Here is a 25,703-nt window from a genome sequence, read left to right on the forward strand (position 1 = left end):
CCTTCGGTCGGGCCTTGGGTCCGGTGCGGTCGGCGTGTTAACGCCCTTGATGCCGATTGGGTTCGCGGAGGGCAATATGGGCCAGGACTACAGCATCGACCAGATGATCTCGGCCAAGTCGATCGCCGCGCGGATCGAGGCCCTCGCCCGCGAGATCGAGGGCCGCTTCGGGGGGACCGACAAGCTGGTGGTGGTCGGCCTTCTGCGCGGGTCCTTCGTGTTCATCGCCGATCTGGTGCGCGAGCTGGACCTGCCGGTGGAGGTCGATTTCCTCGAGGCGTCGAGCTACGGCGACGCGATGGAATCCTCGCGCGAGGTGCGCATCCTCAAGGATTTGCGGGGCGAGATCGCCGGGCGCGACGTGCTTGTGGTCGAGGATATCGTCGACACCGGCCATACGCTGAGCGCCGTGGTCAAGCTCCTCTCCTCGCGCGAGCCGGCGCGGCTCGAGACGATCGCGCTGCTCGACAAGCCCAGCCGCCGGGAGGTCGATATCCGCGCCACATGGACGGGGTTCGAGATTCCGGATGCCTTCGTCGTGGGTTACGGCATCGACTACGCCCAGCGGAACCGGAACCTGCCCTATATCGGCGAGGTCCGCCTGCCCGACTAGGAGAGCTGGTGCGACTGAAGCGCCATCCGCGCGATGCGCATCTCTCGCATCTCGGCGGCCGACATCTCGATCTTGGGATTGCCCATGCCGTCCACCTTGGGCAGGCCGCCCAGCTGGCGGAAGAACGAGATCAGGAGCGCCGAGGTCACCGCAATGCCGGCCACGGCCTTGAAGACATTAGGCACGGTGAGGTGCAGCGTGGCGTGGTAGATGTCGGGCGTGAAGAGATCGATCGCCAGATGCAGCGCCGGCAGCAGCAGGAAGGCCGAGACGACCAGCAGCACCGCCTTGGCGAGGCCGCCCGCCACGTTGTTCGGCCGCGACAGGAAACCGGGCAACAGGAAGGGCAGCGCCAGAAGCGTGCCGAGGCCGGCATAGGCATAGAGCGCGTGCATTGGCTCCTGCCCGTAGGAAAGCTGGGCCGCGCGGGAGGTGCGCTCGGCCTCGATCATCAGCCAGAGCATGTAGGCCGTCCCGAGAAGGCCCAGCCCGACGAGGCGCAGTACGAGCCAGTCGGCCACGAGGTAGAGCTTCATCGCCGCCCCGATGGCGGGCAGCTGGGCGCGCTTGGCGACGCGTTTCGGGATGGGGGGGAGTTCCTTGGCGACGGCGGGGATGTCGGATGTGCGCTCGGTCGTGGCGGCAACGGGCCGGGCGGACGGTTTTTGGAACAGGAGGCCGATCATGGTGAACCACGCGAGGGTCATGGGGATCGAGATCGCGACGTAGGCCAGGACGCCGGGGCTGGCCATCAACGAGGTCATAACAAGCTCGCCGATCTCGGCTTGGTTGCGCTCGATTCCAGCCGCCGCATCCTCCATGGCCTGGGCGAAGATCGGGCCATATGCGCCCGCGACAAAGGGCATGAGTGCCAGACAGAAGAGAAGCGATTCGAGCAGGTTCCAGCCGAAGAAGTGATACCAGCGCGACGGCCGCGCGAGGACGCGCGGCGTCCAGCGAGGCGACAGGTGCATGACCGCCGCCACGAGGCCGAGTGCGGCAGCGACGATGCCCCAGATCATCGGGTTCGGCTGGGTCGCGGCGCCGTAGGCAACCGATCCGAACATCGCGAGGCCGGTCAGGCGCAGGAAGAAAATGTGCGTGGATTCGAGCTTCGTTGACCGGACCGGCGCCTGTCGCAGGGCGGGCGCAAGATCATCGACCGGAATGCTCTGGACGCCCGAGCCCCCGAGGGGCCCGCGTCGCACGAGGCGGATCGACGTCACGATGGCGGCGATGACCGAGACGATACCGATAACGGCCAGGAACGAGGGATCATAGCGATTGATGACCTCCGTCGGAATTCCCGCTGCGAGGGCGCGAAGGTAGAGGGGATAGGCGCCGATCGCGCTCAGGACCAGAAGCGCGATGATCACGAACGGGACGTGATACCACCGTGACGGCTCGCTGATCGCCTTGGGAAGAAGGCGCGGGACCGCCAGCAGCAACGGCAGCGGCAGCGTCGCGGCCATGGCAAGGAGCGTCGTCAGATGCGCGGCGGGATCGGCCAGCAGCCCGAGGGCTTGCGCGACGGAATAGAAGGTGATCGCCGCCGATAACGCATAGCTCACGCCGACGGCGGTCAGGGCACCTTGGTGCCATTCATTGAGGGAGTAGGTCTTCTTCGCCATGGGTCCGGTCCCGTCCAAAACTGTCGGACAAGGAACCGGACTCTTGCGGCCAAAACGTGACCGATCAGCGGTAAAGCAGCGACACTCCGTTCCGGAACACGTGTACCTTTGCCGGATCGGCGGCCAGTTTGATGGTCTGGCCGCGCAGGTTCGGGTGGATGCCCTGAAGCTTGGCGATGACCGGATCGGCCTCGGGGGTGGCGCGCTCGAAATAGAGAAGCGTCACCTCCCCCAGCCGTTCCTCGACCTCGACGCGGCCCGCGAAGGCGTGGTCCTCGGCGTCGGTCGCAATCGCGTCCTCGGGACGGATGCCGAAGCGCACATGGGCGCCCATGTCCGACGGCTCGGTCGGCACGTTCGACGTGATCGTGCCGCCGCCCTGCATTGGCTTGATGGTGGTGACGGGGCCGGTGCCCACGATCTCGCCCTCCAGAAGGTTCATGGCGGGCGAGCCGATGAAGCGGGCGACGAATTCGCTGTTGGGCGTCTCGTAGAGCTCCAGCGGCGAGCCGACCTGCGCGATCGAGTACTTGTGCCCGTTGTCCTTGAGCGCATCGAGCACCACGATGCGGCTGGCCAGCGTCATCGCCTCGACCTGGTCGTGGGTGACGTAGATCATGGTGGAGTCGGGCATCTGCTCCTTGAGCTGCGCGATCTCGATCCGTGTGGCGACGCGGAGCGCCGCGTCGAGGTTCGAGAGCGGCTCGTCGAAGAGATAGACCTTCGGGTCGCGTACGATGGAGCGGCCGATGGCGACACGCTGGCGCTGACCGCCGGACAGGGCCTTGGGCAGCCGGTCGAGATATTCGGTCAGTTGCAGCTTGGTCGCGGCGGATTCGACGGCCTTGTCGATCTCGGCCTGCGGCATCTTGGCGATCTTGAGGGCGAACTGCATGTTCTCGCGCACGGTCATGTGCGGGTAGAGCGCGTAGGACTGGAACACCATCGCGATGCCCCGCTCGGAGGGGGGGACATCATTGACCACCTGCCCGTCGATCTCGAGCGTGCCGCCCGAGATCTTCTCCAGTCCCGCGATCATCCGCAGAAGCGTGGACTTGCCGCAACCGGACGGTCCCACGAAGACGATCAGCTCGCCGGTCGTGATGTCGAGATCGATATCCTTCAGGACCTCGACCTCGCCGCCATAGACCTTCGATACATCGGTCAACTTCAGGTTTGCCATCGTCTTCTCCTCCCTCGTCGGACCCCCTCCCCCGGCGGTCCTTGTCGTTGTGGTGCGGCGTCCCGATCGGGGCGCCGCGTTGATCGTCAGGCCTCCTCGAGCAGCGTGTACTGCCAGGGGCCAAGATGGATGCCGCCATTGCCGACCTGCGGGTCCTTGCCGCCGATCCCGTCGATGAAGCGCCATTCGCCGTCAGGCGTATGGGTCGTGCAGGGCTCGCCCCCGAGGTTGAACGCGCAGAAGATGCGCCGTCCCTCGTGGACGCGGCAGAAGGTCAGCATGTCGCCATGGGCCTCGGTGCTGCGCTGGATGCCCTTGCGCAGGATGTCCGAGCGGCCGCGCAGGCCGATGATCGCGCGGTAATGGTGTAAAAGCGCGTCAGGACGCCCCTCCTGGCTGCCGACTGAATTGCCCAGATGCTCGTGTGCGACGGGCAGCCACGGCTTCGCGTCGGAGAAGCCGCCATTCTGGTTCGACGGCTCCCAGACCATCGGCGTGCGGCAGCCGTCGCGACCGACGAACTCGGGCCAGAACTCGATGCCGTAGGGGTCCTGCAGGTCCTCGTAGGCGACGCGCGCCTCGGTCAGGCCCAGCTCCTCGCCCTGGTAGAGACAGACCGAGCCGCGCAGCGCGTGGATCAGCGTCGCGTAGCAGCGCGCGCCCTGGTCATCGAGGTTCCAGCGGGTCACATGGCGCGTCACGTCATGGTTCGAGAAGGCCCAGCAGGCCCAGCCGTCGGGCGCCTTCTCCTCGAGGTTGTCGAACACCTCGACGATGCGTGCGGCGGTCAGCGGCTCCCAGGCGAGGAAGTCGAAGGCGTAGCACATGTGCACGCCCTGCCCGTCCTTGGTGTACTGCCCGATCAGCTCCATTCCGAACTGCGCGTCCCCGACCTCGCCCACGGCGGCGGTGCCGGGATACTCGTCCAGAAGCTCGCGGAACCGCTTGAGGAAGCCGAGATTTTCGGGGCGGTTCTTGGAATAGAGATGTTCCTGGTGATTGTAGGGGTTCACCGAGGGCGCGATCTTGGCATTCCGCCGCTCGGGCGGGAGGGCCGGATTGTCGCGCAGATCCTTGTCGGCGAAGTAGAAGTTGATCGTGTCGAGGCGGAAGCCGTCGACGCCCCGGTCAAGCCAGAACCGCGTCACGTCCAGAAGCGCGTCCTGCACCTCGGGATTGTGGAAGTTGAGGTCCGGCTGGCTCTCGAGGAAGCAGTGGTAGAAATACTGCTGCCGCCGCACGTCCCATTGCCAGCCGCCGCCGCCGAAGATCGACAGCCAGTTGTTCGGCGGCGTGCCGTCGGGCTTGGGGTCGGCCCAGACATACCAGTCGGATTTCGGGTTGTCGCGCGAGGCGCGGCTTTCCTGGAACCACGGATGCTCGTCCGAGGAATGGCTGAGCACGAGGTCGATCATCACCCGCACCCCCAGGCGGTGCGCCGTGTCCACCAGCCGGTCGAAATCGGCCAGCGTGCCGAACATCGGGTCGACGTCGCGATAATCGCTGACGTCGTAGCCGAAATCCTTCATCGGCGAGGTGAAGAAGGGCGAGATCCAGATCGCGTCCACCCCGAGCGACGCCACGTAGGGCAGTCGCGCCGTGATGCCGTTCAGATCGCCCACGCCGTCACCGGTCGTGTCCTGATAGGAGCGCGGGTAGATCTGATAGATCACCCCGCCGCGCCACCAGTCGGTATCGGTGGCGGGCGAGATCTGTTCGGCGGTCGCGATCATGCGAGGACCCTTACTTGACGGAGCCGGCCAAGAGGCCGCGCACCAGGTAGCGTTGCATCGTGAAGAACACGATCAGCGGGACGGCGATCGACACGAAGGCCGCAGCCGCGAGGATGCCCCAGTCGCCCCCGCGCGATCCCAGGAGATCGTCGGCGATCTTGACCGTCATCACCCAGCTTTCCGAGTTCGACGGCAGGAATACTTTCGCCACCAGCAGGTCGTTCCAAGTCCACAGGAACTGGAAGATGGCGAAACTCGCGAGTGCCGGGAAACTGAGCGGCAGGACGATCTTGGTGAACACCTGGAAGTCGGTCGCACCATCGACCTTCGCGCTCTCGATGATGTCGCGCGGCAGGCCGACCATGTAGTTCCTGAGCAGGTAGATCGCGAGTGGTAGGCCGAACCCCGTATGGGCGAACCATATCCCGTAGAAGGACTGCCCGATCCCGATCTGATTGTGGAAGGTCAGCATCGGCACGAGGGCGAGCTGAAGTGGAACGACGAGCAGACCGACGATGATCGCGATGATTGTCCCTCGGAACGGGAAGTCCATCCACGCCAGCGCGTAGGCCGCGAAGGCCGCGATGAGGATGGGAATGATCGTCGCCGGGATGGTGACCGTCAGCGTGTTGATGAAGGCCACGTCCATCCCGTTCGAAAAGAGGATCGTGTCGTAGTTTTCGGTCGAGAAGTTCGGTGGCACCTCGGACGCGAAATAGAGCGTCGGGTTTCGCCTTGGCGCCTCCTCGCCGGGGTCGAGATAGACGTAGTCGCCATTGGCCTCGACCGTCAGGGTGCGGCCGCGGACCAGCTCCCCGGTCTCGCCGGGCGCGAAGGCGTTGGGTTCGGCGCGGCGGCCACCGAAGGCCGTGACCTCGCCCGAGCCGTCTTCGCCGAAGACGTTGCCCTCGAGCATCCAGCCCTCGGGCGTCTGCGTGAACTCGCCCTCGGCTCCGACGGCGAAGTTCTGGGCCACCGGGAAGGGTGACTTCCACCACCCCGATCCGGTGATCGCGTCCCGGTCGCGGAAGGACGACACAAGGAGGCCGATCGTCGGGATCAGCCAGAGCACCACGAGGAAGATCACCGATAGATTGGTGACCAGCGAGAGACCGGACTTGGCGCCGGCGATTCCGTCGTCGGTTGCGGCGGCCATGTCAGCGCACCTCCTTGCGGGCTTGGGCGATGTTCCAGATCATCACCGGCAGGACGATAATCATGATGACGAAGGCGACCGCGGTCGCGCGCCCGTCGTCCCGGAACATGTATTCCATCATGTAGCTGGGCAGGATCTGGGTGCCGAAATTGCCCCCGGTCATCGTGTAGACGATGTCGAAGACCTTCAGCACGAGGATCGTGATGGTCGTCCAGACGACGACGATGGTTCCCATGATCTGCGGGATCTTGATCTTGAAGAAGATCTGGGTCGGCGACGCGCCGTCGATGATGGCCGCCTCGATCGTCTCCTCGGGGATGCCGCGCAGCGCGGCCGAGAGGATCACCATCGCGAAGCCGGTCTGGATCCAGACGAGGATGACCATCAGGAAGAAGTTGTTCCAGAACCCGACCTGCAGCGGGTCGAGCGGCGCAAAACCCATCGAGTCGCGGATCGCGTTGATGATCCCGATCTCGGGATCGACGGCGTAGACGAACTTCCAGATCAGCGACGCGCCCACGAACGAGATCGCCATCGGCATGAAGATCAGGGATTTCGCGATGTTCCCCCATGACAGCCGGTCGGTCAGCTGTGCAACCAGCAGCCCAAGGAACGTGGCTGCCGCGGGCACCACGAGAACCCAGAGGAAGTTGTTGAAGAGCGCCGTTCGGAATTCGCCGTCACCGAACATCAGGACGTAGTTGCCCAGGCCGATGAATTCGTCGCCCGAGCGATTGAAGAGCGAGCGCCAGAAGCTGCCGAAAACGGGATAGACGAGGTAGAGCCCGAGCGCCGCCAGCGCCGGCAGCAGGAAGAGCCAGGGACGGACGGCGTTGGCGCGGTTGATGTTGCGCCCCGCGTCGTCGCCCCTGGGCGGGAAGATGTAGCGGTCGAGGACGAAGTTGGACGCCCAGAAATATCCGATGCAGCCGCCGACGCCGATAATGATCGTCAGGATGCCCTGAATGAGCGGTGACATGTGACCGGTTCCCCCCTGCCCTTGGAATGTCGGACCGCGCCTCCCCGCGCGCCCCGTCGTGGTACCCGCCCCCGCTCAGGGGGACGGGCTGTTGTCATCGAGAGCGGGCCTCAGTTGAGGTCGTTCCAGCGGGACTGGATGCCCGCGGCCACGTCTTCGGCGGATGCGCCGGTGACGTAATCGACCATGCCGGTCCAGAAGGCGCCCGCGCCGATCTCGCCCGGCATCAGGTCGGATGCGTCGAAGCGGAAGGTCGTCGCGTCACGCAGGATCTGGCCCTGGGCGCGCAGCGCATCGCTCTCGTAGGCGTCGAGGTTGACGCCACCATGGGCCGTCAGGAAGCCGCCCTGCGCCATCCAGAGCTCATGGGCGATCGGAAGCTTCATGAACTCGACCAGCGCGTTGGCGCCATCCGACGGGTTGGTGATCGAGAAGAGCGTGCCTGCGCCCAGAACCGGCGAGCCGAGATCCTTCTCCGCGTAGGCCGGGAAGTAGAAGAAATCCACGTCCTCGCCCTGCTCGGTGCCTTCGGGGAAGAAGGCCGGGATGAACGAGGCCTGACGGTGCATGTAGCAGGACGGCGGGATCTCGAAGAGACCGGCGGGGCTGTCCCGGAAGTCGGTCGAGGCCACGGCCTGCGCGCCGCCGCTGACATACTCGTCGTTCTTGGCGAAGGCCCCGAACTCCTCGATGGCGGCGATCACCTCGGGGGCGTCGAACGGCATCTCGTTGGAGACCCAGGCGTCGTAGACCTCGGGCGGCTGGGTGCGGAGCATCATCTCCTCGACCCAGTCGGTCGCCGGCCAGCCGGTCGCCGCACCCGAACCGAGGCCAATGCACCAGGGCGTGCCGCCATCCTCGACGATCTGGTCGGTGAGCGCCTTGAGGTCTTCCATCGTCTCGGGGATGTCGTAGCCGGCCTCGTCGAAGGCGGCGGGCGAGTACCAGACGAGCGACTTCAGGTCGACGCGGTAGAACATGCCGAAGAGCTCGTCCTCACCATTCTCGTTGGCATAGGTGCCCAGATCGACCCAGGACTGGCCGGCGGCGAAGTTCTCGGCGACCCAGTCGGCGGTGCCCTCGGGCAGCGGCGTCAGCAGGCCCTGGCTGGCCATGTCGGCCGCGAGACCCGGCTGCGGGAAGACGGCGAGGTTCGGCGCCGAACCCGCGCGCGCCGAGATCACGATGTCCTGCTCGAAGCTGTCCGAGCCGGAATAGTTGACCGATGCACCCGTCGCGTCAGCGAAGAACGCCATGATGATGTCGAACTTGGCCTTCTCGTCGCCGGTCCAGGGGCCCGTCACGGTGACGGTCTCGCCGCTCAGGTCATTGGCTTCGGCAAACGCGTTGTAGCCGTCCCAGTCGAACGGACCCTCGCCCGGCGCGAAGGCGGCGGTGTGGCCGTCGGCCATGGCGGCCCCGGTGGTCAGCAGCGCGATGGCCGTGCCGGTCAAAAACTTGTTCATTTATCCTCCCTATGCGGGGCGTCCCCGCATGTCGTTAATGCACCCATCTCCCGGTGCGGTCTGCGCGCGGCCTGTTGTCCAAACCGCTTTGACATGCAAACCTCGACACCACGTTCGGGACAAAGTCAACGCCGCAGCGCCGCAATTCGACGGCAAAAGCGGACCCGGACGGAGGCGTGCGGGGATGCGGGCCAAACCGGTTTGGGGGGAATGCCGTGAATCTCCGGCAGTTATCCGATCTGCTCGGGCTTTCGCCCACGACGGTCAGCCGTGCGCTCGGCGGCTATCCCGAGGTGAGCGAGGCGACGCGGCGCCGGGTCCGCGCCGCGGCCGACGCCCATGGCTACCGTCCGAACCGCCGCGCCGCATCGCTCGCGACGGGTCGTGCGATGGCCGTGGGCCACGTCATCGCCACCTCGCATTCCCATGAAATGGTGAACCCCGTCTTCTCCGATTTCGTCGCCGGCGCGGGCGAGGTCTATGCCGCGCGGGGCTACGACATGGTGATGTCGGTCGTGGCCGACGGGCAGGAGGTCGCGGCCTATCGCAACATGGCCGAGACCGGCAGCGTCGACGGAATCATCGTCCACGGCCCGCGCCGTGGCGACGTCCGAATCGACGTGCTGCGTGACCTCGGCCTGCCCTTCGTCGTGCATGGCCGCGCCCCGCTCGATCATTCCGATTACAGCTTCGTAGATATCGAGAACGCGCGCGCCTTTCGCCGCGCGACCGATCTCCTGCTCGATCTCGGGCACCGGCGGATCGCGCTCATCAACGGGCGGGCCGAGATGGACTTCGCCCGCCGCCGCCGATCCGGCTGGGCCGAAGCCCTCGCGGCGCGCGGCCTCCCGGTCACGACCGACATGGAGGTCAATGCCGAGATGTCCGAACAGGCCGGACATGCCGCGGCGGTCGCCCTTCTGGCCCGCGCCGACGCGCCGACCGCGTTCCTCGTCTCCTCGATCATCATGGCCATCGGCGTCCGGCGCGCCATCCACGAGGCGGGCCTCGAGATGCCGAAAGACGTCTCCGTCGCGATCCATGACGACATGCTTGGCTATCTCGGCAATGGCGGCGAGACGCCCGTCTTCACAGCGACCCGCTCATCGGTGCGGGCGGCGGGGCGGCGCTGCGCCGAACTCCTGATCGAGCGCATCGCCGATCCGGCGCTGGCCCCGGCACAGGAAGTGTGGGACTGCGAGCTGGTGACAGGCGGCTCGACCGCGCCGCCGCCATGACCGCCCTGCCCCGCAAGACGCGATCCGTGGGCGTCGTGTCGCAAGACATCCGGAGATGCCCGCGATGACCGATTCCCGTCCGGACGCCGCCGCGTTCACGACTGCCCGTAGCGATTTTCCCGAGGGCTTCACCTTCTCGACCGCCACCAGCGCCTATCAGATCGAGGGCCACGCCTTCGGAGGCGCCGGTCGCACCCATTGGGACGTCTTCGCCGAGATCCCGGGCAAGGTCGACCGGGGCGAGACTGGGGCCGTGGCTTGCGACCACTACCACCGCTGGGCCGAGGATCTGGACCTGATCGCCGCCGCCGGTCTCGACGCCTACCGCTTCTCGACCTCCTGGGCGCGGGTCATGCCGGATGGTGTGAACGTCAACCCGGAAGGCTTTGATTTCTATGACAGGCTGGTCGACGGGATGCTCGCGCGCGGCATCAAGCCGATGGCGACACTCTATCACTGGGAACTGCCCGAACCCCTCTCGCAGCGGGGCGGCTGGACCGTCCGCGACACCCCCGAGGCCTTCGCCCGCTTCGCCGAAGTGGTCGCGGACCGCATCGGCGACCGGCTCCATTCGGTGGCGCCCGTGAACGAGCCATGGTGCGTTGCGTGGCTGTCGCATTTCGAGGGGTACCACGCGCCGGGCCTCGCCTCGCTCGATGCCGCGGCCAAGGCGATGCATCATGTCGCCCTCGCCCACGGCCTCGCCGTCGAGGTGCTGCGGGACCGGGGCGTCCGCGGCGTCGGCGCGGCCTGCAACCTCGAATACGCCCTGCCCGCCAGCGAGACCGAGGCCGACCGCACCGCCGCCCGGCTCTATGACGGGATCTACAATCGCTGGTTCCTCGGCGGCATGATGCACGGCGCCTATCCCGACGACATCCTCGACGGATTCGCGCCCCACATGCCCGAGCGCTGGCAGGACGACATGGCACTGATCTCGCAGCCGCTCGACTGGTTCGGGATCAACTACTACACCTGCCGCCGCCTGACGCGAGGTAGCGGCCCGTGGCCCTCCATCGCCACCGTCGAAGGGCCGCTGCCCAAGACGGACATGGGGTGGGAGATCTGCCCCGAGGGGCTGGAGCACCTGCTCAAATGGGTGGCCGAGACCTATACCGGGGACCTGCCTCTCTTCATCACCGAGAACGGGCTGGCGAATGCCGACACGCCCGACCGCCCCGACCGCGAGCGCGTCGCCTATCTCGAGGCGCATTTCCAGGCCGCGCTTCGCGCCATCGCGGCGGGTGTGCCGCTCGAGGGCTTCACCGTCTGGTCGCTGCTCGACAATTACGAATGGACGCTCGGCTATGCCAAGCGCTTCGGCCTCGTCCATATCGACTTCGACACCCAGGCGCGCACGCCCAAGGCCAGCTATCACGCGCTTGCCCGGATGCTGTCGCGTTGATAGTCGCCCGGCATGTCTGATCCCCTGTTCCTCGTGGCCGATGTCGGCGGAACCAACACGCGCGTCGCGATGGCGCACGGCCGCACGGTCCTGCCCGAGACGATCCGCAAATATCGCAACACCGAGTTCGCAAATCTCGCCCCCGTCCTTCGCCGCTACCGCGAAGATCAGGGCGGTCCGGCCCCGGTCGGGGCGTGCGTCGCGGTCGCGGGACCCGTGGCCGACGGCGTGGCCGAGCTGACCAATCTCGACTGGTCGATCGACACGACCCGGCTGATCCAATGCACCGGCGCGCAGGGCGCGGCCATCCTGAACGACCTGCAGGCGCAGGGCCACGCGTTGGGCCACATGGCGCCCGACGCGCAGGAGGCGGTAATCGACCTGCCCGGCCTCGACGGCGCTGCGCGGCTGGTGATCGGGGTCGGCACCGGGTTCAACGCGGCCCCGGTCCACGTCACTCCGACCGGACGGCTGGTGCCCCCCTGCGAGGCCGGCCACGCGAACCTGCCGATCCGCACCGAGGCCGAGCTGCGGCTCTGCACCTTCGTGTCCACCGCGCATGGGTTCCCTGCGGTCGAGGACGTGCTCTCGGGTCGCGGACTGGAGCAGGTCTATCGCTGGCTCGCCACCGAAGCGGGGTCGGACGAGGAATATCTCGCCGCCGAGATCATGGCGCGGATCGATAGCGATCCGCGCGCCGAGGCCGCGGTGCGCCAGTTCATCCGCATCCTCGGGACCGTCGCGGGGAATCTCGCGCTCATTCACCTGCCGCTGGGCGGCGTCTACCTCGTCGGCGGGGTCAGCCGCGCGATGGGGCCGCACCTGGCGCGGATGGGCTTTGCCGAGGCGTTCCGCGACAAGGGTCGCTTCGCGGGTTTCATGGGCAACTTCCCCGTGACGCTTGTGACCGACGACTTCGCGGCGCTCACGGGCTGCGCCGCGCATCTGACCGAACGCGCCACCTGAACCCCAACGACGTGGCTCAGGCCGCGTCCGCCTCCTCGGCCTGCTGGCGGTGCCACATGCGAGCATAGCGTCCGTCGCGGGCCAGAAGCTCGTCGTGGGTGCCCTCCTCGGTGATGGTCCCGGCCTCCAGCACCACGATGCGGTCGGCATCCACCACCGTCGACAACCGATGCGCGATCATGATGACCGAGCGGCCTTCGGACATGGCGCGCAGCTCGTGCTGGATGTCGCGCTCCGTCTCGGTGTCGAGGGCACTCGTCGCCTCGTCGAGCAGCAGGATCGGCGGGTTCTTGAGAAGCGTCCGGGCGATGCCAACCCGCTGCTTCTCGCCGCCCGAAAGCTTCAGGCCCCGCTCGCCCACGGTCGTCTCGTAGCCATCCGGAAGTGCTGCGATGAACGTGTCGATGGAGGCGGCGCGCGCGGCCTCCTCGATTTCGGAATGGCTCGCCTCGGGGCGCCCATAGGCCACGTTGTAGCGCAGGTCGTCGTTGAAGAGGACGGTGTCCTGCGGCACCACCCCGATCTGCGCGTGCAGGCTGTCCTGCGTGACGGACCGGACATCCTGGCCGTCGATGACGACCGCGCCATCGGTCACGTCGTAGAACCGGAAGAGCAGCCGTCCGATGGTCGACTTCCCCGATCCCGAGGGGCCGACCACGGCGACGGTCTCGCCCGCGCCGACGGTCAGCGTCACGCCCTGCAGGATGGGCCGCTCGGCATCGTAGCCGAACCAGACGTCGCGGAATTCGATGCGCCCGCCTTCGATCTTCAGAGGCGCGGCATCCGGCGCGTCGCGCACCTCGGGCGGCTGCTCCAGCAGGCCGAACATCTCGCCCATGTCGACCAGCGCCTGCCGGATCTCGCGGTAGACCGTCCCGAGGAAGTTCAGCGGCATGGTGATCTGGATCATGTAGGCGTTCACCATCACGAAATCGCCCACGGTCAGGTCGCCGCGCTGGACCCCCATCGCCGCCAGCACCATGACGCCGACGAGGCCCGCGGTGATCAGGAGCGACTGGCCGAAATTCAGGAAAGCCAGCGAATAGGAAGTCTTGAGCGCGGCCTTTTCGTAAAGCTGCATCGCGCCGTCGTAGCGATCCGCCTCGCGCGTCTCGGCGCCGAAATACTTGACCGTCTCGAAGTTCAGAAGGCTGTCGATCGCCTTCTGGTTCGCGTCCGTGTCCTGGTCGTTCATCTCCTTGCGGATCTTCACGCGCCACTCGGTCACGGCGAAGGTGAACCAGATATAGAGGCCGATCGTCACGACCACGATGGCGAGGTACCAGACGTCGAAGACGAAGAAGAGGATGGCCGAGATCAGGAGGAGTTCGAGGACCAGCGGCCCGATGGAGAAGAGCAGGAACCGCAGCAGGAAATCGACGCCCTTCACGCCCCGCTCGATGATCCGGCTGAGGCCGCCGGTCTTGCGGGTGATGTGATACCGCATCGAGAGACGATGCATGTGGGTGAAGGTCTCGGACGCGAGCTGCCGCAACGCGCGCTGACCCACCCGCGCGAAGATGGCGTCGCGCAACTGCTGGAAGCCCACGTTCATCAGCCGCGCGAGGCCGTAGATCACCGTGAGGCCGACCGCCCCCGCCCCAAGCGCCCAGGCGGGCGTGATCGTCTCGGGGGCCAGCGCGTCGACGGCGGCCTTGTAGAAAAACGGCGTCGTAACCGCGACGATCTTGGCTACGACCAGCATCGCCAGCGCGATCACCACGCGCCGTTTGACCCAGCCCTGCCCGTCCGGCCAGAGATAGGGGGCGACCCGGCGAACGATGCCCATGGAATCCGCGGGGGCCTCGGTCGTCGTCAGGGTCGTGCGGCGCATGGGGGGATCCGGTCAAATCGCATTCGGATGAACCTAGGGGTGCGCCCCCCGGAAGGCCACCCGCCTACTGCGTGTCCGGCAAGATGAAGATCTGGCCGGGATAGATCAGGTCGGGGTCGCGGATCAGGTCGCGGTTCGCCTCGAAGATCTGCACGTACTGGATGCCGTCCCCGAAATACCCTTCCGAGATGGCCCAGAGGGTGAAGCCCGGCTGCACGGTCACCGCGGTCGTGCCCTCGCCGCGGTTCGCGGCAGCGGCGGCGATGTCGGGGGCGATCCGCTCGAACGGGGTCTCGATGCGGCTCGCGACCGCGCCCGCCGCGTCCAGAGCGTCGATTCGGAGCGTGTAGATGCCCTCGTCGACATCCGGAAGCGGCGAGGCCCAGCTTCCGGGATCGCCAATCGGCACGGTGCGGACGGGCCGGTTGTCGAGATAGATGCGAAGCTCGCCCGAAGGCGCGCCCGTGCCGGCCAACTGCACGTCGCCCAACGCGTCGTAGCGGATGACGTCGATCCCGAGCGATGTGGTCGCATCCGGCGCCTCGGCCGCAGGCAGCACGGCGACGCCATCCGGGCTGACCCGGAAAAGTCGCGGTGCGGCCGGGTCGGCGGTGTCACCGGTCGCGATCTCGGTGGTGGCGGTGTCGGACGGGATGACGGCTCCCGCATCGGGTGCTTCGGCGAACTCGGGGGCCCGCGCGGCGGTCTCGACGTTTACGGCCTCGCCCTCCGGCGTGGCGGGTTCGGCTGCGGCGATCGGCGGCACCTGCGCGTCTGACGCGTCCACCGAGGCGACTTCGGCGCTGTCCCGTGCGGCCACGTCGCTCGCAGCAGCCTCCGCCTGATCGCTCGCCACCTCGACGGCCTCGAGCCGCGCGGTGTCGCGCGCGACGGGCGCGCCGTCGCGCATCATGCGGCCATCGGCGGCAACCACCGTGCCAGCCGGGAACGCCGGGACGCCATCGATCTCGATAGCGCCGTCCGGGCCGATGCGGGTGGTCAGCGGCAGGACGATCTCGCCTGCGACCTCGATTCCGTCAGCCGTAATCCGTGTGCCCGCCGGGAAGGTCGGCACGCCCGCGACCGTGACCGCGCCGTCCGCGCCGAACACGGTGCCCGCCGGAAAACGCGGAACGCCGTCGATGCGGATCGCGCCGTCGGCATCGACCGCCGTGCCCTCCGGGAAGAGCGGGACGCCGTCCACGGTGATCCGCCCCGCGCCGTCGATCTCGGTGCCCGGCGGGAAGCGCGTCGCGCCGACCGACACGGCGCCGTCGTCGGACCGGATGGCGGTGCGCGGCCAGGAGGGCACGCGGGTCACGTCGGGCGTCGTGGCCACCGCAGGCGCGGACGGCACCGTGGGGGCCACGATGATCGAGGTCTGACCGCCGACGCGCTGGCCCGTGACACCCTCGGTCTCGAGCGACAGGACGCGCGGGACGTCCGACGGGGGCAGTTCGAGGAAGGTGACGAAATTCCCTTCGGCATCCGTGCGTGCAGTCGCGACACCGGCCCCGTCGATGTTCAGCACGACATCGCTGTCCGCCTCGCCCCGCCCGGCCACGAGCGCGGAGCCGTCGGGCTCGATCCGCACCACATCGACGCTGGCCACGCCTTCCGTGGAAGACGCAGCGGGGCCCACGGCATCCGCCACGGTCTCGAGCGCAGCGCCGGTCGTGGCGTCGGCGGCGGATTTAGCGGCGACCGTCACGTCGGGCTCGGAGGTTGTCGCAACTTCTGCGGCCGGGTCTTCGACGGGTGCCGCCGTCTCCGAGGCGGCGCGCGCGGTCTCCGTCGCGGCATCCACCCCATTCCCGGCCGTCGGCGCGGGTGTTTCGACCGACGGCACGCGGCCTTGCCAGAGGACAAACCCGCCTATCAGACCGCCCACGATGGCGACCACGGCGATCCCGCCCTTGACCGAATTGCTCACCGCCATCGCCTCATCCATACCCCCGGCTTTGCGGGACGGTATCAACGCGGATAGGCAGGGGCAAATCACGCGGGAGTGTCATGTCATGGCGAAATCCATCTGTGTCTATTGCGGCGCACGGGACGGCGATGCGCCCGCCTTCGCCACCGCGGCCGAAGCCCTGGGCGCGGGCATCGCCGCACGGGGCTGGCGGCTGGTCTATGGGGCGGGCGATGTGGGGCTGATGGGCCGCGTCGCGCGCGCCGTGCAGGACGCAGGCGGCGAGACCTTCGGTGTCATCCCGACGCACCTGATGGAACTCGAGGTCGGCAAGCGCGACCTGACCCGCTTCGTCGTCACCGAGACGATGCACGAGCGCAAGAAGGTGATGTTCATGAATGCCGACGCCGTGGTCGTCCTGCCGGGCGGTGCGGGCACGATGGACGAGTTTTTCGAGGCCCTGACCTGGGCGCAGCTGGGACTGCACGCGAAACCGCTGATCCTCGTCAATGTCGACGGCTATTGGGACGGGCTTCTGGCGATGCTGGAGGGGATCGTCGCACGGGGCTTCGCGGATGCGAGCTTGCTCGACCTGTTGCGCGCGGCCCCGGATGCCGGGACCGCGCTGGAATATCTCGAATGACGGATCAGGCCGCGTCCGACATGCCCGCAAGCTCATCCGAGACAATCTTCTCGATCTCGTTGAGCGGGTGGTTGGTCAGCGTCTTGTCGATCTCGGCCACGATCTTCGACGTCACGGCCTGGTGCATCTCGTCGCGCATCACGCCGAGGACCATGGGCGATGCCACGAGCACCAGCCGCTCGAACTTGCCCGCATGGGCCATCTTGTAGAGCTTGTCGGCGAGGTCGGCCGCGAAGCGTTCCTTCTGAAGCTCGTGGAAATCCGTCTCGTCGTAGGCCGACACGCCCGAGCCATGGCTTTCCTGCACGCGGCCGCGCCGGTTGGCCGTCTGCTCGCGGTCAGGCGGATTGTCCTCCTCTTCCTTCCGGACGATCTCGAGGTTGGGGTTCTCGTCATCGGTGCGGTTGATCATGAACAGCGCCTTCTCGCTGTCGGTCACCACCACCAGCGTGCCGTTGGTCAGCTTGGTCATCGCTTCGGTCCCCCGGCGTCGTTGACGTCGCGGATGTCCTCGTCGTGCTTCTTGGTCACGCGGGTCGTGCCGCGCGCGCCCTGGGTCGTCGCGCGCAGGAGCGCGTCTTCCGTGCCGACGTCGCGGGCGATGTCGCCACCCGACCGGCCCTGGTGGCTCGGGGTCGGGGGCATGTCTTCGATGAACTGGTCCGTCTCGCGGGTGCCGTCGCTGGAGCGGTGTCGCTCGGCCATGATGTCCTCCGTTGGCAGGTTCGCTCCCTCAACGCGAAGCGCAGGCGCGGGTTCCTGAAACGCAACGGGGCGCCCCGATGGGACGCCCCGCAGAGGTTCGGATCGGACGCGGCTCACATGCGCGAGGCGACGTTCTCCCAATCGACGAGATTCTCCATGAAGTTCTGGAGATAGGCGGGCCGCTTGTTGCGGAAATCGATGTAGTAGGAATGCTCCCACACGTCGCAGCCCAAAAGCGCCGTCTGCCCGAAGCAGAGCGGGTTCACGCCGTTCTCGGTCTTGGTGACCTTGAGCGAGCCGTCCTTGTCCTTGACAAGCCAGCACCAGCCCGAACCGAACTGGCCCGCGCCGGCGGCCTTGAACTCGTCGGTGAACTTGGCGATCGAGCCGAAGCTCTCATTCAGGGCATCCGACAGCTCGGAGGGCATGTCGCGGCCTTTGGGGCCCATCATTTCCCAGAACTGGTTGTGGTTCCAGAGCTGGCTGATGTTGTTGAAGATCCCCGACTGGGCGACGGCGTTCGCGTCGTAGGTGCCGGTGATGATCTCTTCGAGGGACTTGCCCTCCCATTCGGTGCCTTCGATCAGCTTGTTGCCGTTATCGACATAGGCCTTGTGGTGGAGGTCGTGGTGATACTCCAGCGTCTCCTTTGACATGCCGCCATCGGCCAGCGCGTCATGGGCATAGGGCAGATCGGGAAGCTCGAAGGCCATGGGGTCTCTCCTCGGGGTTGATGCGTCACAGGACATGTCGGCCGGTATGGCGCCGGGTCAAGCCCCGATCGGCACCGCGTTCCGCAGAAGTCCCTCCGCATAGCCGGCCACGGAGCGGAAGCACACGACCCGCCAGCATTCGCCCTCGCGCCAGAGGGCGGCGGGGATCTGGGCCATGCGGGTGCGGCGCACCTCCGTCGGCGCCATGCGGTCGAAATCGACGGGCATCAGGCGGGCCAGCACGGCCTCGGCCCCCTGCCCCGTCATCGCGAAGACCGCGCGCGCATCGCTGACGACGGCGACGGTCGCGAAGGCGTCGCCGAGTGCGTCGGTCAGACGCGCCGCTATCTCAGGCGCCGCGTCGTATCCGCACGTCACCAGAAGCTCGTCCGGCGACATCCAGAGACAGCCGTGGTCACCCGCCTCCGTCCGCAACCGCTGATCCGGGCGGTCGCAGCCGGTCACATCCGCCACGGCGGCCCCGAGCGTATCGAGATCGCCGCGCAGGGTGATCATGCCCACGGGCGGCAGCGCTTCGACGGTAACGTCAGACATTCTGCTTCTCCCCCTCGCGGTCGAAGAAGACCGGGTCGACGATGCGGGCGGCGACCGGCTCCTGCCCGATGCGCGTGAAGTGCAGGACCTCGCCCATCCGGTCTGGCCCATACGCGACGAGGCCCATTGCGATGCCGTGGCCCAGCGTCGGCGAATGGTAGGTCGAAGTTACGCGGCCTTCGGTGTTGCGCTGGCCATTGGCGTTCTCGCCCTCGGCGATGGCATAGGCGCCGTCCTCCAGCACGCTGCCGTCTTCGGTCCGAAGGCCCACAAGCTTCCAGCGGTCGGGCTTCTGGAACTCCGACCGCGCCTGACCGCGCTTGCCCAAATAGTCGTCCTTCTTCTTGGAGATGGCCCAGTCGAGGCCGAGGTCCTGGGGGATCACCGTCCCGTCGGTCTCGTCCCCGATCATGATGAACCCCTTTTCGGCCCGCATGACATGGAGCGCCTCGGTCCCGTAGGGCGTCGCACCGAACTCCGCGCCCGCCTTGTGCAACGCCTCCCAGAGCGCCAGTCCTTGCGTCGCGGGCACCGCGATCTCGTAGCTGAGCTCGCCCGAGAAGCTGATCCGGTAGGCGCGCACGTCGAACCCGCCCAGCGTGCCGTCGGCCCAGCCCATGAAGGGCAGCGCCTCGGCCGAGACATCCATGCCGCCTAGCGTTTCCAGCACCGCGCGCGCCTTCGGCCCGACCACGGCGATCTGTGCGAACTGCTCGGTCAGGTTGACCGTGTGGACCGCCCAGTCCCACCATTCGCATTGCAGCCAGTCCTCCATCCAGCCGTGGATGCGGTCGGCCCCGCCGGTGGTCGTGTGGCAGAGGAAGGTCTGGTCATCGATCCGCGCCACCACGCCGTCGTCGATCAGGAAGCCGTTCTCGTCGCACATCAGCCCGTAGCGGCAGCGGCCCGGCTTCAGGCTGCTCATCATGTTGGTGTAGAGCATGTCGAGGAAGCGGCCCGCATCCGGCCCGCGCACCAGGATCTTGCCCAGCGTGGACGCGTCCAGCAGCCCGAGCCCCTCGCGCGTGGCGCGCACCTCGCGGTGGACGGCCTCGGCATGACTCTCGCGGCCCTTCGGGTAGCAATACGGCCGCCGCCACTGGCCCACCGGCTCCCAGTAGGCGCCGTGCGCCTCGTGCCACTCATGGAGCGGCGTGCGGCGCAGCGGCTGGAACAGATCACCCCGCGCCTCGCCCGCCAGCGCGCCCAGCGTCACGGGCGTATAGGGCGGGCGGAAGGTCGTGGTGCCGACCTGAGGGATCGCCTCGTCCAGCCGGTCGGCGAGGACCGCCAGACCGTTGATGTTGCTCAGCTTCCCCTGATCCGTTGCCATCCCGAGCGTCGTGTAGCGCTTGGCGTGCTCGACGCTCTCGAACCCCTCCTGCGCGGCGAGGCGGACATCCGAGACTTTCACGTCGTTCTGGTAGTCGAGCCACATCTTTTCGCGAAGCTTCGGGCCGGCGCCCTGTGGCATCATCCAGATCGCCTCGATCGGGGCCTCCGTCTGCGGCAGCGCCTCGGGCGGGTCGAGGTCGAACGCGTCTGCCGCGTCGGACAGCACCTCCGCCGTGGTCAGCGCGCCCGAGGCGGCCCCCACGCAGGACACGAAGCCCCGCCCATCCTGATCGGTGGGCGGGCGGTCGGGATCGGGCCGGAACATCGCCCGCGCGTCGTCCCACCAGAGCTTGCCGCCGCAATGCGAGAAGAGATGCACGACCGGCGACCAGCCACCGGACATCGCGACCGCGTCGCACGCGATCTCCTGGAGCACGGCGCCTTCGCCAGCCTGAAGGCAGACCGCGACGCCGGTGACCCGGTCGTTGCCCATGACCTTCGCAATCCCGCGTCCGACATGAACATTGACGCCCAAGCCCTTGATCTCGCGGATGATCGGGCTGTCGGGTGCCGCGCGCGCGTCGATGATTGCGGGCACCTGAAGCCCCGCGGCCAGCAGAACCTTCGCCGTGCGGTAGGCGTCATCGTTATTGGTGACGATGACCGTCCGATCCCCGAGGCTGACGCCGTGGTTCACCACGTAATCGCGCAGCGCCCCGGCGAGGATCACGCCCGGCACGTCGTTGCCCGCGAAGCTCAGCGGGCGTTCGATCGCGCCGGTGGCGGCGACGACCTGCCCGGTGCGGACACGCCAGACCCGCTCGCGCGGACCGGGGCCGTCCAGGTGCTCGTTCAGGAGGACGTAGCCGTGATCGTAGACCCCGGACGCCTCCGTCCGCAGCTGCAACGTCACGTTCTCCATGCCGTCCAGCCGGGCGACCGTCTCCGCGATCCAATCGGCGGCGTCCATGCCGTCGATCTCATCCCCGTCGACCGGAGCCCGACCGCCCCAGTGGCGGCCGCGCTCGACCAGCATGACACGATGGCCCGCAGCCGCGGCCCCGAGCGCCGCCGTCAGGCCCGCGATCCCCCCACCGGCGATCAGCACGTCGCAAAAGGCATAGCGATGCTCGTAGCGGTCGGCGTCGCCTTCGGTCGGCGCGGCCCCGAGGCCCGCGGCCTTCCGGATCACCGGCTCGAAGATGTGCTTCCAGAAGGGCCGCGGATGGATGAACGTCTTGTAGTAGAAGCCCGCAGGCAGGAACTTTGACGCCCAGTCGTTGACCCGGCCGATATCGAAGGCAAGCGATGGAAAGGCGTTCTGGCTTCGCGCGACCAGACCCTCGACCAGCGGCTGTTCGGTGGCCCGCTGGTTCGGCTCGAACCGGGCCCCCTCTCCGACACCCATCAGGGCATTCGGCTCCTCGGGGCCCGAGGCCACGACCGAGCGGGGGCGGTGGTACTTGAAGCTGCGGCCCTGGACGAGCTGCCCGTTCGCCAGCAACGCCGAGGCCAGCGTGTCGCCCGCATAGCCACGCAGACTTCGCCCGTCGAAGGTGAAGGTGACGGGCCGGTTGCGGTCGATCAGGCGCCCGCCGGACTTCAGACGCGCGCTCATGTCCGGGCCTTTTCGATGGCGGCCAGGATCTCGGGCGGCGGGGCCTTGGTCTGGGCGGAATAGGTCCCGAACACCTCGAGCGTCGCGGTGTCGCGCGCGGCGAGGAACCACTTGCCGCAGCCATAGGCGTGGCGCCAGCGCTCGAAGTGAACGCCCTTCGTGTTCTCGCGCATGAAGAGATATTCCTCGAACGCGTCGTCCGAGGCCTCGGGCCCGCGGCGCACGAGATGTGCGTCGCCACCGGGCGCAAGTTCGGTTTCCTCGACCGAAAGGCCGCAATTCGGACAGGTCAGGAGGAGCATACGAGGCCCTCCCGTCCCGCGGTCAGGTCATCGAGACCCGATCTTCGCGGTGTCGATCCGAACGTCCGGCGCACCCAATCCCACGTCGAGCGATCCGCCCGCGGCGAGGAAAGCCGTGAACGCTGCTGCGACGAGGGTACCGCCGAGGATGAAGTTGATGCCGCGCGTGCGGCGTTTGGCACTAAAGGCCATGGCAGTTGACCAATTAAGTTACGCTTCCCCTCCGTAACCGATAGCACATCGTGACGGTTCCCGTCTTGCGCGAAGACAGACCGTTGCAGGAAAGTGATCGTTTCCATTAATGCGCCACTCCCGCGGCCACGCTCTCGTCGATGAACCGACCTTCGCGAAACCGTTCCATTCCAAAGGCTTCCGTCAGGGGCGAATGCCCCGTGGCGATCAGCTCGGCCATGCCCCACCCAGATCCGGGGATCGCCTTGAACCCGCCCGTGCCCCAGCCGCAATTCATGAACATGCCCTCGACCGGGGTTTTCGACAGGATCGGCGAGCGGTCGCCCGTAACGTCGACGATCCCGCCCCACTGGCGCAGCATCTTGAGCCGCGACAGCATCGGGAAGGTCTCGACCAGCGCGCGCACCGTCTCCTCGATATGGTGGAAGCTGCCCCGCTGGGTGTAGTTGTTGAACCCGTCGGTGCCGCCGCCGATCACCATCTCGCCCTTGTCGGACTGGCTGAGATAGCCGTGGACGGTGTTGGCCATGACGACCACGTCCATGCAGGGCTTGATCGGCTCGGAGACCAGCGCCTGGAGCGCCACCGACTCGAGCGGGAGGCGGAAGCCCGCCATCCCCGCCAGCACGCCCGAATGCCCCGCGACCACGCCGCCGAGCTTGCCGCAGGCGATCTGACCCTGGGTCGTGTCCACGCCGGTCACGCGTCCGCCCTCGGTTCGAACGCCGGTGACCTCGCATTTCTGGATGATGTCCATGCCCATGTCGGTGCAGGCGCGCGCATAGCCCCAGGCGACCGCATCGTGTCGCGCCGTGCCGCCCCGCGACTGCCAGAGCGCGCCCAGAACAGGATAGCGCGGGCCGTCGATATTCATGATCGGGCAGAGGTCCTTGACCTCGGCCGGCTCGATCCACCGCGTGCTGACGCCCTGCAGCGAATTGGCATGGGCCGTGCGCTTATAGCCGCGCACTTCGTGATGGGTCTGGGCCAGCATCATCACGCCGCGCGGGCTGAACATGACGTTGTAATTGAGGTCCTGGCTCAGCGTCTCGTAGAGGCTTCGGGCCTTCTCGTAGATCGCGGCCGACGGGTCCTGCAGGTAGTTCGAGCGGATGATCGTGGTGTTCCGGCCGGTATTGCCGCCACCGAGCCAGCCTTTCTCGAGGATCGCGACATTGGTGATGCCGTGGTTCTTGCCGAGGTAATACGCCGTCGCCAGCCCGTGCCCGCCCGCGCCGACGATCACCACGTCGTATCGTGCGCGCGGCGGTCGCTTGGCCCAGGTTCGGCCCCAGCCCTCGTGGTCGCGCAGGGCTTCGCGGGCGATCGCGAAAGCGGAATGGCGTCTCATGGTCGTCCCCCCTCCGGGCCCCGTCGCAGGCCGTGTCGTTTCGCCCTGCATGCCCCGACCCCCGGCCGATCCACGGCCTTCGGGCGGCGTGTGGGCATCCGTTTGCGACAGGCGCGCGGACCGGCCCCGATTAGACCCGGCCATCACATCCCCGCAAGGGGGCGCGATCGGGGCCTTTTGTCTCGGGTTGGGGGCGGCTAGGTGAGGGCCATGATCCTCTTCGCACTCGCCGCAACCATCCTGACCATCGCCTGCGTGGGCATCATCCTCGCGGCGCTGCGCGTGCGCGCCGCGGCCGACGCGGATGCGCCCGACGTGGCGGTCTATCGCGACCAGCTGGCCGAGCTCGACCGCGACGCCGCACGCGGCACGCTGCCGCTCGAGGAGGTCGAGGCCGCCCGGACCGAGGTCGCGCGCCGCCTCTTGGCCGCCGACCGCACCGCTGCCGCCGGTCACGTCCGTCGGTGTGGCAACACCACGCTGGGCGCCATGCTGGTGGCCGTGCCCGTCATCGCAATCGCGGGGCTGACCTACTGGCTGATCGGTGCGCCGGGCTATCCCGACCTGCCGCTGGCCGACCGCGTCGCGGCCGTGGAAGCCGGGCGCGCCGCCCGCCCCGATCAGGCCTTGGCCGAGGCCGAGGTGCCCAACCGGATCGATGATAGCCGCCCCGAGATCACCCGGATGGCCGAACAGCTTCGCGAGGTGCTCGCCGACCGGCCCGATGACCTGCGTGGCTGGACGCTGGCGGTGCAGACCTACGGCGGCTTGGGCGACCTCGAGGCCGCGTGGCGCGCGCAGGAGCGGGTCATCGCCATCCTCGGCGACCGGGCCGAGGCCACGGACCACACCGCCCTCGCCGACCTCATGATCCAGGCGGCGGGCGGCTACGTCTCGCCCGAGGCCGAGTCCGCGCTGGCCGAGGCGTTGCGGCTCGATCCCGAGAACGGGGCCGCGCGCTACTATGTCGGGTCGATGTACGCCCAAGGCGGGCGTCCCGACCGCGCCTGGCCGATCTGGCGCCGCCTCGTGGCCGATAGCGAGCCGGGCGATCCCTGGCTCGACCCGATCTACCTGCGCATCGAGGAGATCTCGGCACTGGCCGGTGACCCCACCCCGCTCGACCAGTTGCCGCGCCCCCGTGGCCCGAGCGCGGGCGACATCGAGGCGGCGGGCGAGATGACCCTCGACGAGCGGATGGAGATGATCCGCGGCATGGTCGAGGGCCTCGCGATCCGTCTGTCCGAAGACGGCGGCCCGCCCGAGGATTGGGCGCGATTGATCTCGGCCTACGGCGTGCTGGGCCGGACCGATGCCGCCGCCGCGGTCTATGGCGAGGCGAGGCTGGTCTTCGCCGCCGACGATCCTGCCCTCGACACGCTGGCCCGCGCCGCCGAACGGGCGGGCCTGACCCCGTGATCCACGACAGCATCGACGCGTTCGCCGCCGCCCTGCCGCCCCTGGGTGCGCTGGTCGGGCTCGACCTCGGCACCAAAACCATCGGCGTCGCGGCCTCGGACACGATGCGGTCGGTCGCGAGTCCCATCACCACGATCCGCCGCGCCAAGTTCACCGCCGACGCCATCGCGCTCGAAGCGCTGCTGACCGAACGGGCCATCGTCGGCCTCGTCCTCGGCCTGCCGCTCAACATGGATGGCAGCGAAGGCCCCCGCATCCAGTCGACCCGCGCCTTCGCCCGCAATCTCGACCGTCGCATCGACCTGCCCATCGCCTTCTGGGACGAACGACTGTCGACCGTGGCCGCCGAGCGCGCGTTGCTCGAGGCGGATACGACACGCAAACGTCGCGCCGAGGTCATCGATCACGTCGCGGCGGGCTATATCCTGCAAGGGGCGCTCGACCGCCTGCGCCATCTCGGACCGACGCCATGACCGACGACCCGACCTCCGACCGCATCTGGGCGCGCGCCGAGATCGAGAGCCCGTGCATCCGCGTCTGCGTCGTCCACCCCGAGACGCGGCTCTGCGTCGGCTGCGCGCGCTCCATCGACGAAATAGGCGCATGGTCGCGCCTGACGCCGGACGCCCGCGCCGCTATCATGGCCGAGTTGCCCTCCCGCGAGGCCGCGCCGACCCGTCGCCGGGGTGGACGCGCCGCGCGCCGCGGGACGGGCACGCAGGACTGAGCCACCGGGACACCGCGGCGCGTCAGG

The 25,703-nt window shown here is 67.8% G+C and carries 24 protein-coding genes; 8 read left to right on the top strand and 16 right to left on the bottom strand.

The features are described 5' to 3' along the window. Positions 1-76 precede the first annotated feature (76 nt). Positions 77-613, top strand: a complete 537-nt coding sequence (hpt, locus tag Q0833_RS07530; RefSeq protein ID WP_298431983.1) for a hypoxanthine phosphoribosyltransferase — start codon at positions 77-79, stop codon at positions 611-613. Here hpt and Q0833_RS07535 read toward each other — a convergent pair. From Q0833_RS07535 to Q0833_RS07560, 6 genes are all read right to left on the bottom strand, one after another. Then, a complete protein-coding gene (locus tag Q0833_RS07535) occupies positions 610-2,244 on the bottom strand; it encodes a hypothetical protein (RefSeq protein WP_298431986.1) in 1,635 nt (544 codons plus the stop codon). The two genes, hpt and Q0833_RS07535, sit on opposite strands and share 4 nt — an antisense overlap. Positions 2,245-2,308: 64 nt before the next feature. Then, on the bottom strand, positions 2,309-3,427 hold the full coding sequence (locus Q0833_RS07540; protein ID WP_298431989.1) for an ABC transporter ATP-binding protein: 1,119 nt from the start codon (positions 3,425-3,427) through the stop codon (positions 2,309-2,311). A gap of 86 nt (positions 3,428-3,513) precedes the next feature. Beyond that, positions 3,514-5,160 (bottom strand): alpha-amylase family glycosyl hydrolase, encoded by a 1,647-nt coding sequence (locus Q0833_RS07545; protein ID WP_298431991.1) that lies wholly within the window; start codon positions 5,158-5,160, stop codon positions 3,514-3,516. A 10-nt stretch (positions 5,161-5,170) separates the two neighbouring features. Beyond that, positions 5,171-6,316, bottom strand: a complete 1,146-nt coding sequence (locus Q0833_RS07550; protein ID WP_298431994.1) for a carbohydrate ABC transporter permease — start codon at positions 6,314-6,316, stop codon at positions 5,171-5,173. Between the two features lies 1 nt (position 6,317). Next, positions 6,318-7,295, bottom strand: coding sequence for a carbohydrate ABC transporter permease (locus Q0833_RS07555; protein WP_298431997.1), 978 nt, complete (start codon positions 7,293-7,295; stop codon positions 6,318-6,320). A 110-nt stretch (positions 7,296-7,405) separates the two neighbouring features. Then, complete coding sequence (locus Q0833_RS07560; RefSeq protein ID WP_298432000.1) at positions 7,406-8,761, bottom strand: ABC transporter substrate-binding protein; 1,356 nt, start codon at positions 8,759-8,761, stop codon at positions 7,406-7,408. Between the two features lie 215 nt (positions 8,762-8,976). Between Q0833_RS07560 and Q0833_RS07565 the strand changes: the two genes are divergently transcribed. From Q0833_RS07565 to Q0833_RS07575, 3 genes are all read left to right on the top strand, one after another. Next, complete coding sequence (locus tag Q0833_RS07565; RefSeq protein WP_298432003.1) at positions 8,977-9,999, top strand: substrate-binding domain-containing protein; 1,023 nt, start codon at positions 8,977-8,979, stop codon at positions 9,997-9,999. 64 nt (positions 10,000-10,063) lie between these two features. Continuing rightward, on the top strand, positions 10,064-11,404 hold the full coding sequence (locus tag Q0833_RS07570; protein ID WP_298432006.1) for a GH1 family beta-glucosidase: 1,341 nt from the start codon (positions 10,064-10,066) through the stop codon (positions 11,402-11,404). 12 nt (positions 11,405-11,416) lie between these two features. Further along, positions 11,417-12,370, top strand: a complete 954-nt coding sequence (locus tag Q0833_RS07575) for a glucokinase (RefSeq protein WP_298432009.1) — start codon at positions 11,417-11,419, stop codon at positions 12,368-12,370. A 16-nt stretch (positions 12,371-12,386) separates the two neighbouring features. Here Q0833_RS07575 and Q0833_RS07580 read toward each other — a convergent pair whose 3' ends face one another. Both Q0833_RS07580 and Q0833_RS07585 read right to left on the bottom strand, forming a co-directional pair. Further along, a complete protein-coding gene (locus tag Q0833_RS07580) occupies positions 12,387-14,204 on the bottom strand; it encodes an ABC transporter ATP-binding protein/permease (protein ID WP_298432013.1) in 1,818 nt (605 codons plus the stop codon). 64 nt (positions 14,205-14,268) lie between these two features. Beyond that, entirely contained in the window at positions 14,269-16,155 is a 1,887-nt protein-coding gene (locus tag Q0833_RS07585; protein WP_298432016.1) for a LysM peptidoglycan-binding domain-containing protein, read from the bottom strand. A 67-nt stretch (positions 16,156-16,222) separates the two neighbouring features. On the opposite strand from Q0833_RS07585, the gene Q0833_RS07590 reads away from it, so the two are divergent. Continuing rightward, positions 16,223-16,759: a TIGR00730 family Rossman fold protein gene (locus Q0833_RS07590; protein ID WP_298432019.1), complete on the top strand. Its 537-nt coding sequence runs from the start codon at positions 16,223-16,225 to the stop codon at positions 16,757-16,759. A gap of 4 nt (positions 16,760-16,763) precedes the next feature. Here the strand turns inward: Q0833_RS07590 and Q0833_RS07595 are convergent, their stop codons facing one another. From Q0833_RS07595 to Q0833_RS07630, 8 genes are all read right to left on the bottom strand, one after another. Continuing rightward, positions 16,764-17,231, bottom strand: a complete 468-nt coding sequence (locus Q0833_RS07595) for a host attachment family protein (RefSeq protein WP_298432022.1) — start codon at positions 17,229-17,231, stop codon at positions 16,764-16,766. After that, the gene (locus Q0833_RS07600; RefSeq protein WP_298432025.1) at positions 17,228-17,464 is read right to left on the bottom strand and encodes a hypothetical protein; all 237 of its coding nucleotides are present in this window, start codon (positions 17,462-17,464) and stop codon (positions 17,228-17,230) included. The genes Q0833_RS07595 and Q0833_RS07600 overlap by 4 nt, the downstream gene beginning before the upstream one ends. 113 nt (positions 17,465-17,577) lie before the next feature. Then, positions 17,578-18,177, bottom strand: coding sequence for a superoxide dismutase (locus Q0833_RS07605; protein WP_298432028.1), 600 nt, complete (start codon positions 18,175-18,177; stop codon positions 17,578-17,580). Positions 18,178-18,234: 57 nt separating this feature from the next. After that, the gene (locus tag Q0833_RS07610) at positions 18,235-18,732 is read right to left on the bottom strand and encodes a sarcosine oxidase subunit gamma (protein WP_298432031.1); all 498 of its coding nucleotides are present in this window, start codon (positions 18,730-18,732) and stop codon (positions 18,235-18,237) included. Further along, positions 18,725-21,685 (bottom strand): sarcosine oxidase subunit alpha family protein, encoded by a 2,961-nt coding sequence (locus tag Q0833_RS07615; protein ID WP_298432034.1) that lies wholly within the window; start codon positions 21,683-21,685, stop codon positions 18,725-18,727. Before Q0833_RS07615 ends, Q0833_RS07610 begins: the two co-directional genes overlap by 8 nt. Continuing rightward, complete coding sequence (locus Q0833_RS07620; RefSeq protein ID WP_298432037.1) at positions 21,682-21,987, bottom strand: sarcosine oxidase subunit delta; 306 nt, start codon at positions 21,985-21,987, stop codon at positions 21,682-21,684. The genes Q0833_RS07615 and Q0833_RS07620 overlap by 4 nt, the downstream gene beginning before the upstream one ends. Before the next feature lie 27 nt (positions 21,988-22,014). Beyond that, on the bottom strand, positions 22,015-22,179 hold the full coding sequence (locus tag Q0833_RS07625; protein WP_298432039.1) for a hypothetical protein: 165 nt from the start codon (positions 22,177-22,179) through the stop codon (positions 22,015-22,017). 106 nt (positions 22,180-22,285) lie between these two features. Further along, complete coding sequence (locus Q0833_RS07630; protein ID WP_298432042.1) at positions 22,286-23,530, bottom strand: sarcosine oxidase subunit beta family protein; 1,245 nt, start codon at positions 23,528-23,530, stop codon at positions 22,286-22,288. 210 nt (positions 23,531-23,740) lie between these two features. Here Q0833_RS07630 and ccmI point away from each other — a divergent pair, with 210 nt between their 5' ends. The 3 genes from ccmI to Q0833_RS07645 are packed head-to-tail and all read left to right on the top strand — an operon-like array spanning position 23,741 to position 25,676. Further along, positions 23,741-24,949, top strand: a complete 1,209-nt coding sequence (gene ccmI, locus Q0833_RS07635) for a c-type cytochrome biogenesis protein CcmI (RefSeq protein WP_298432045.1) — start codon at positions 23,741-23,743, stop codon at positions 24,947-24,949. Then, positions 24,946-25,422 (top strand): Holliday junction resolvase RuvX, encoded by a 477-nt coding sequence (gene ruvX / locus Q0833_RS07640; RefSeq protein ID WP_298432048.1) that lies wholly within the window; start codon positions 24,946-24,948, stop codon positions 25,420-25,422. Before ccmI ends, ruvX begins: the two co-directional genes overlap by 4 nt. Then, the gene (locus Q0833_RS07645) at positions 25,419-25,676 is read left to right on the top strand and encodes a DUF1289 domain-containing protein (protein WP_298432051.1); all 258 of its coding nucleotides are present in this window, start codon (positions 25,419-25,421) and stop codon (positions 25,674-25,676) included. The genes ruvX and Q0833_RS07645 overlap by 4 nt, the downstream gene beginning before the upstream one ends. Positions 25,677-25,703: the final 27 nt, after the last annotated feature.

This window comes from uncultured Jannaschia sp., from assembly GCF_947503795.1.
Taxonomy (GTDB): Bacteria; Pseudomonadota; Alphaproteobacteria; order Rhodobacterales; family Rhodobacteraceae; genus Jannaschia.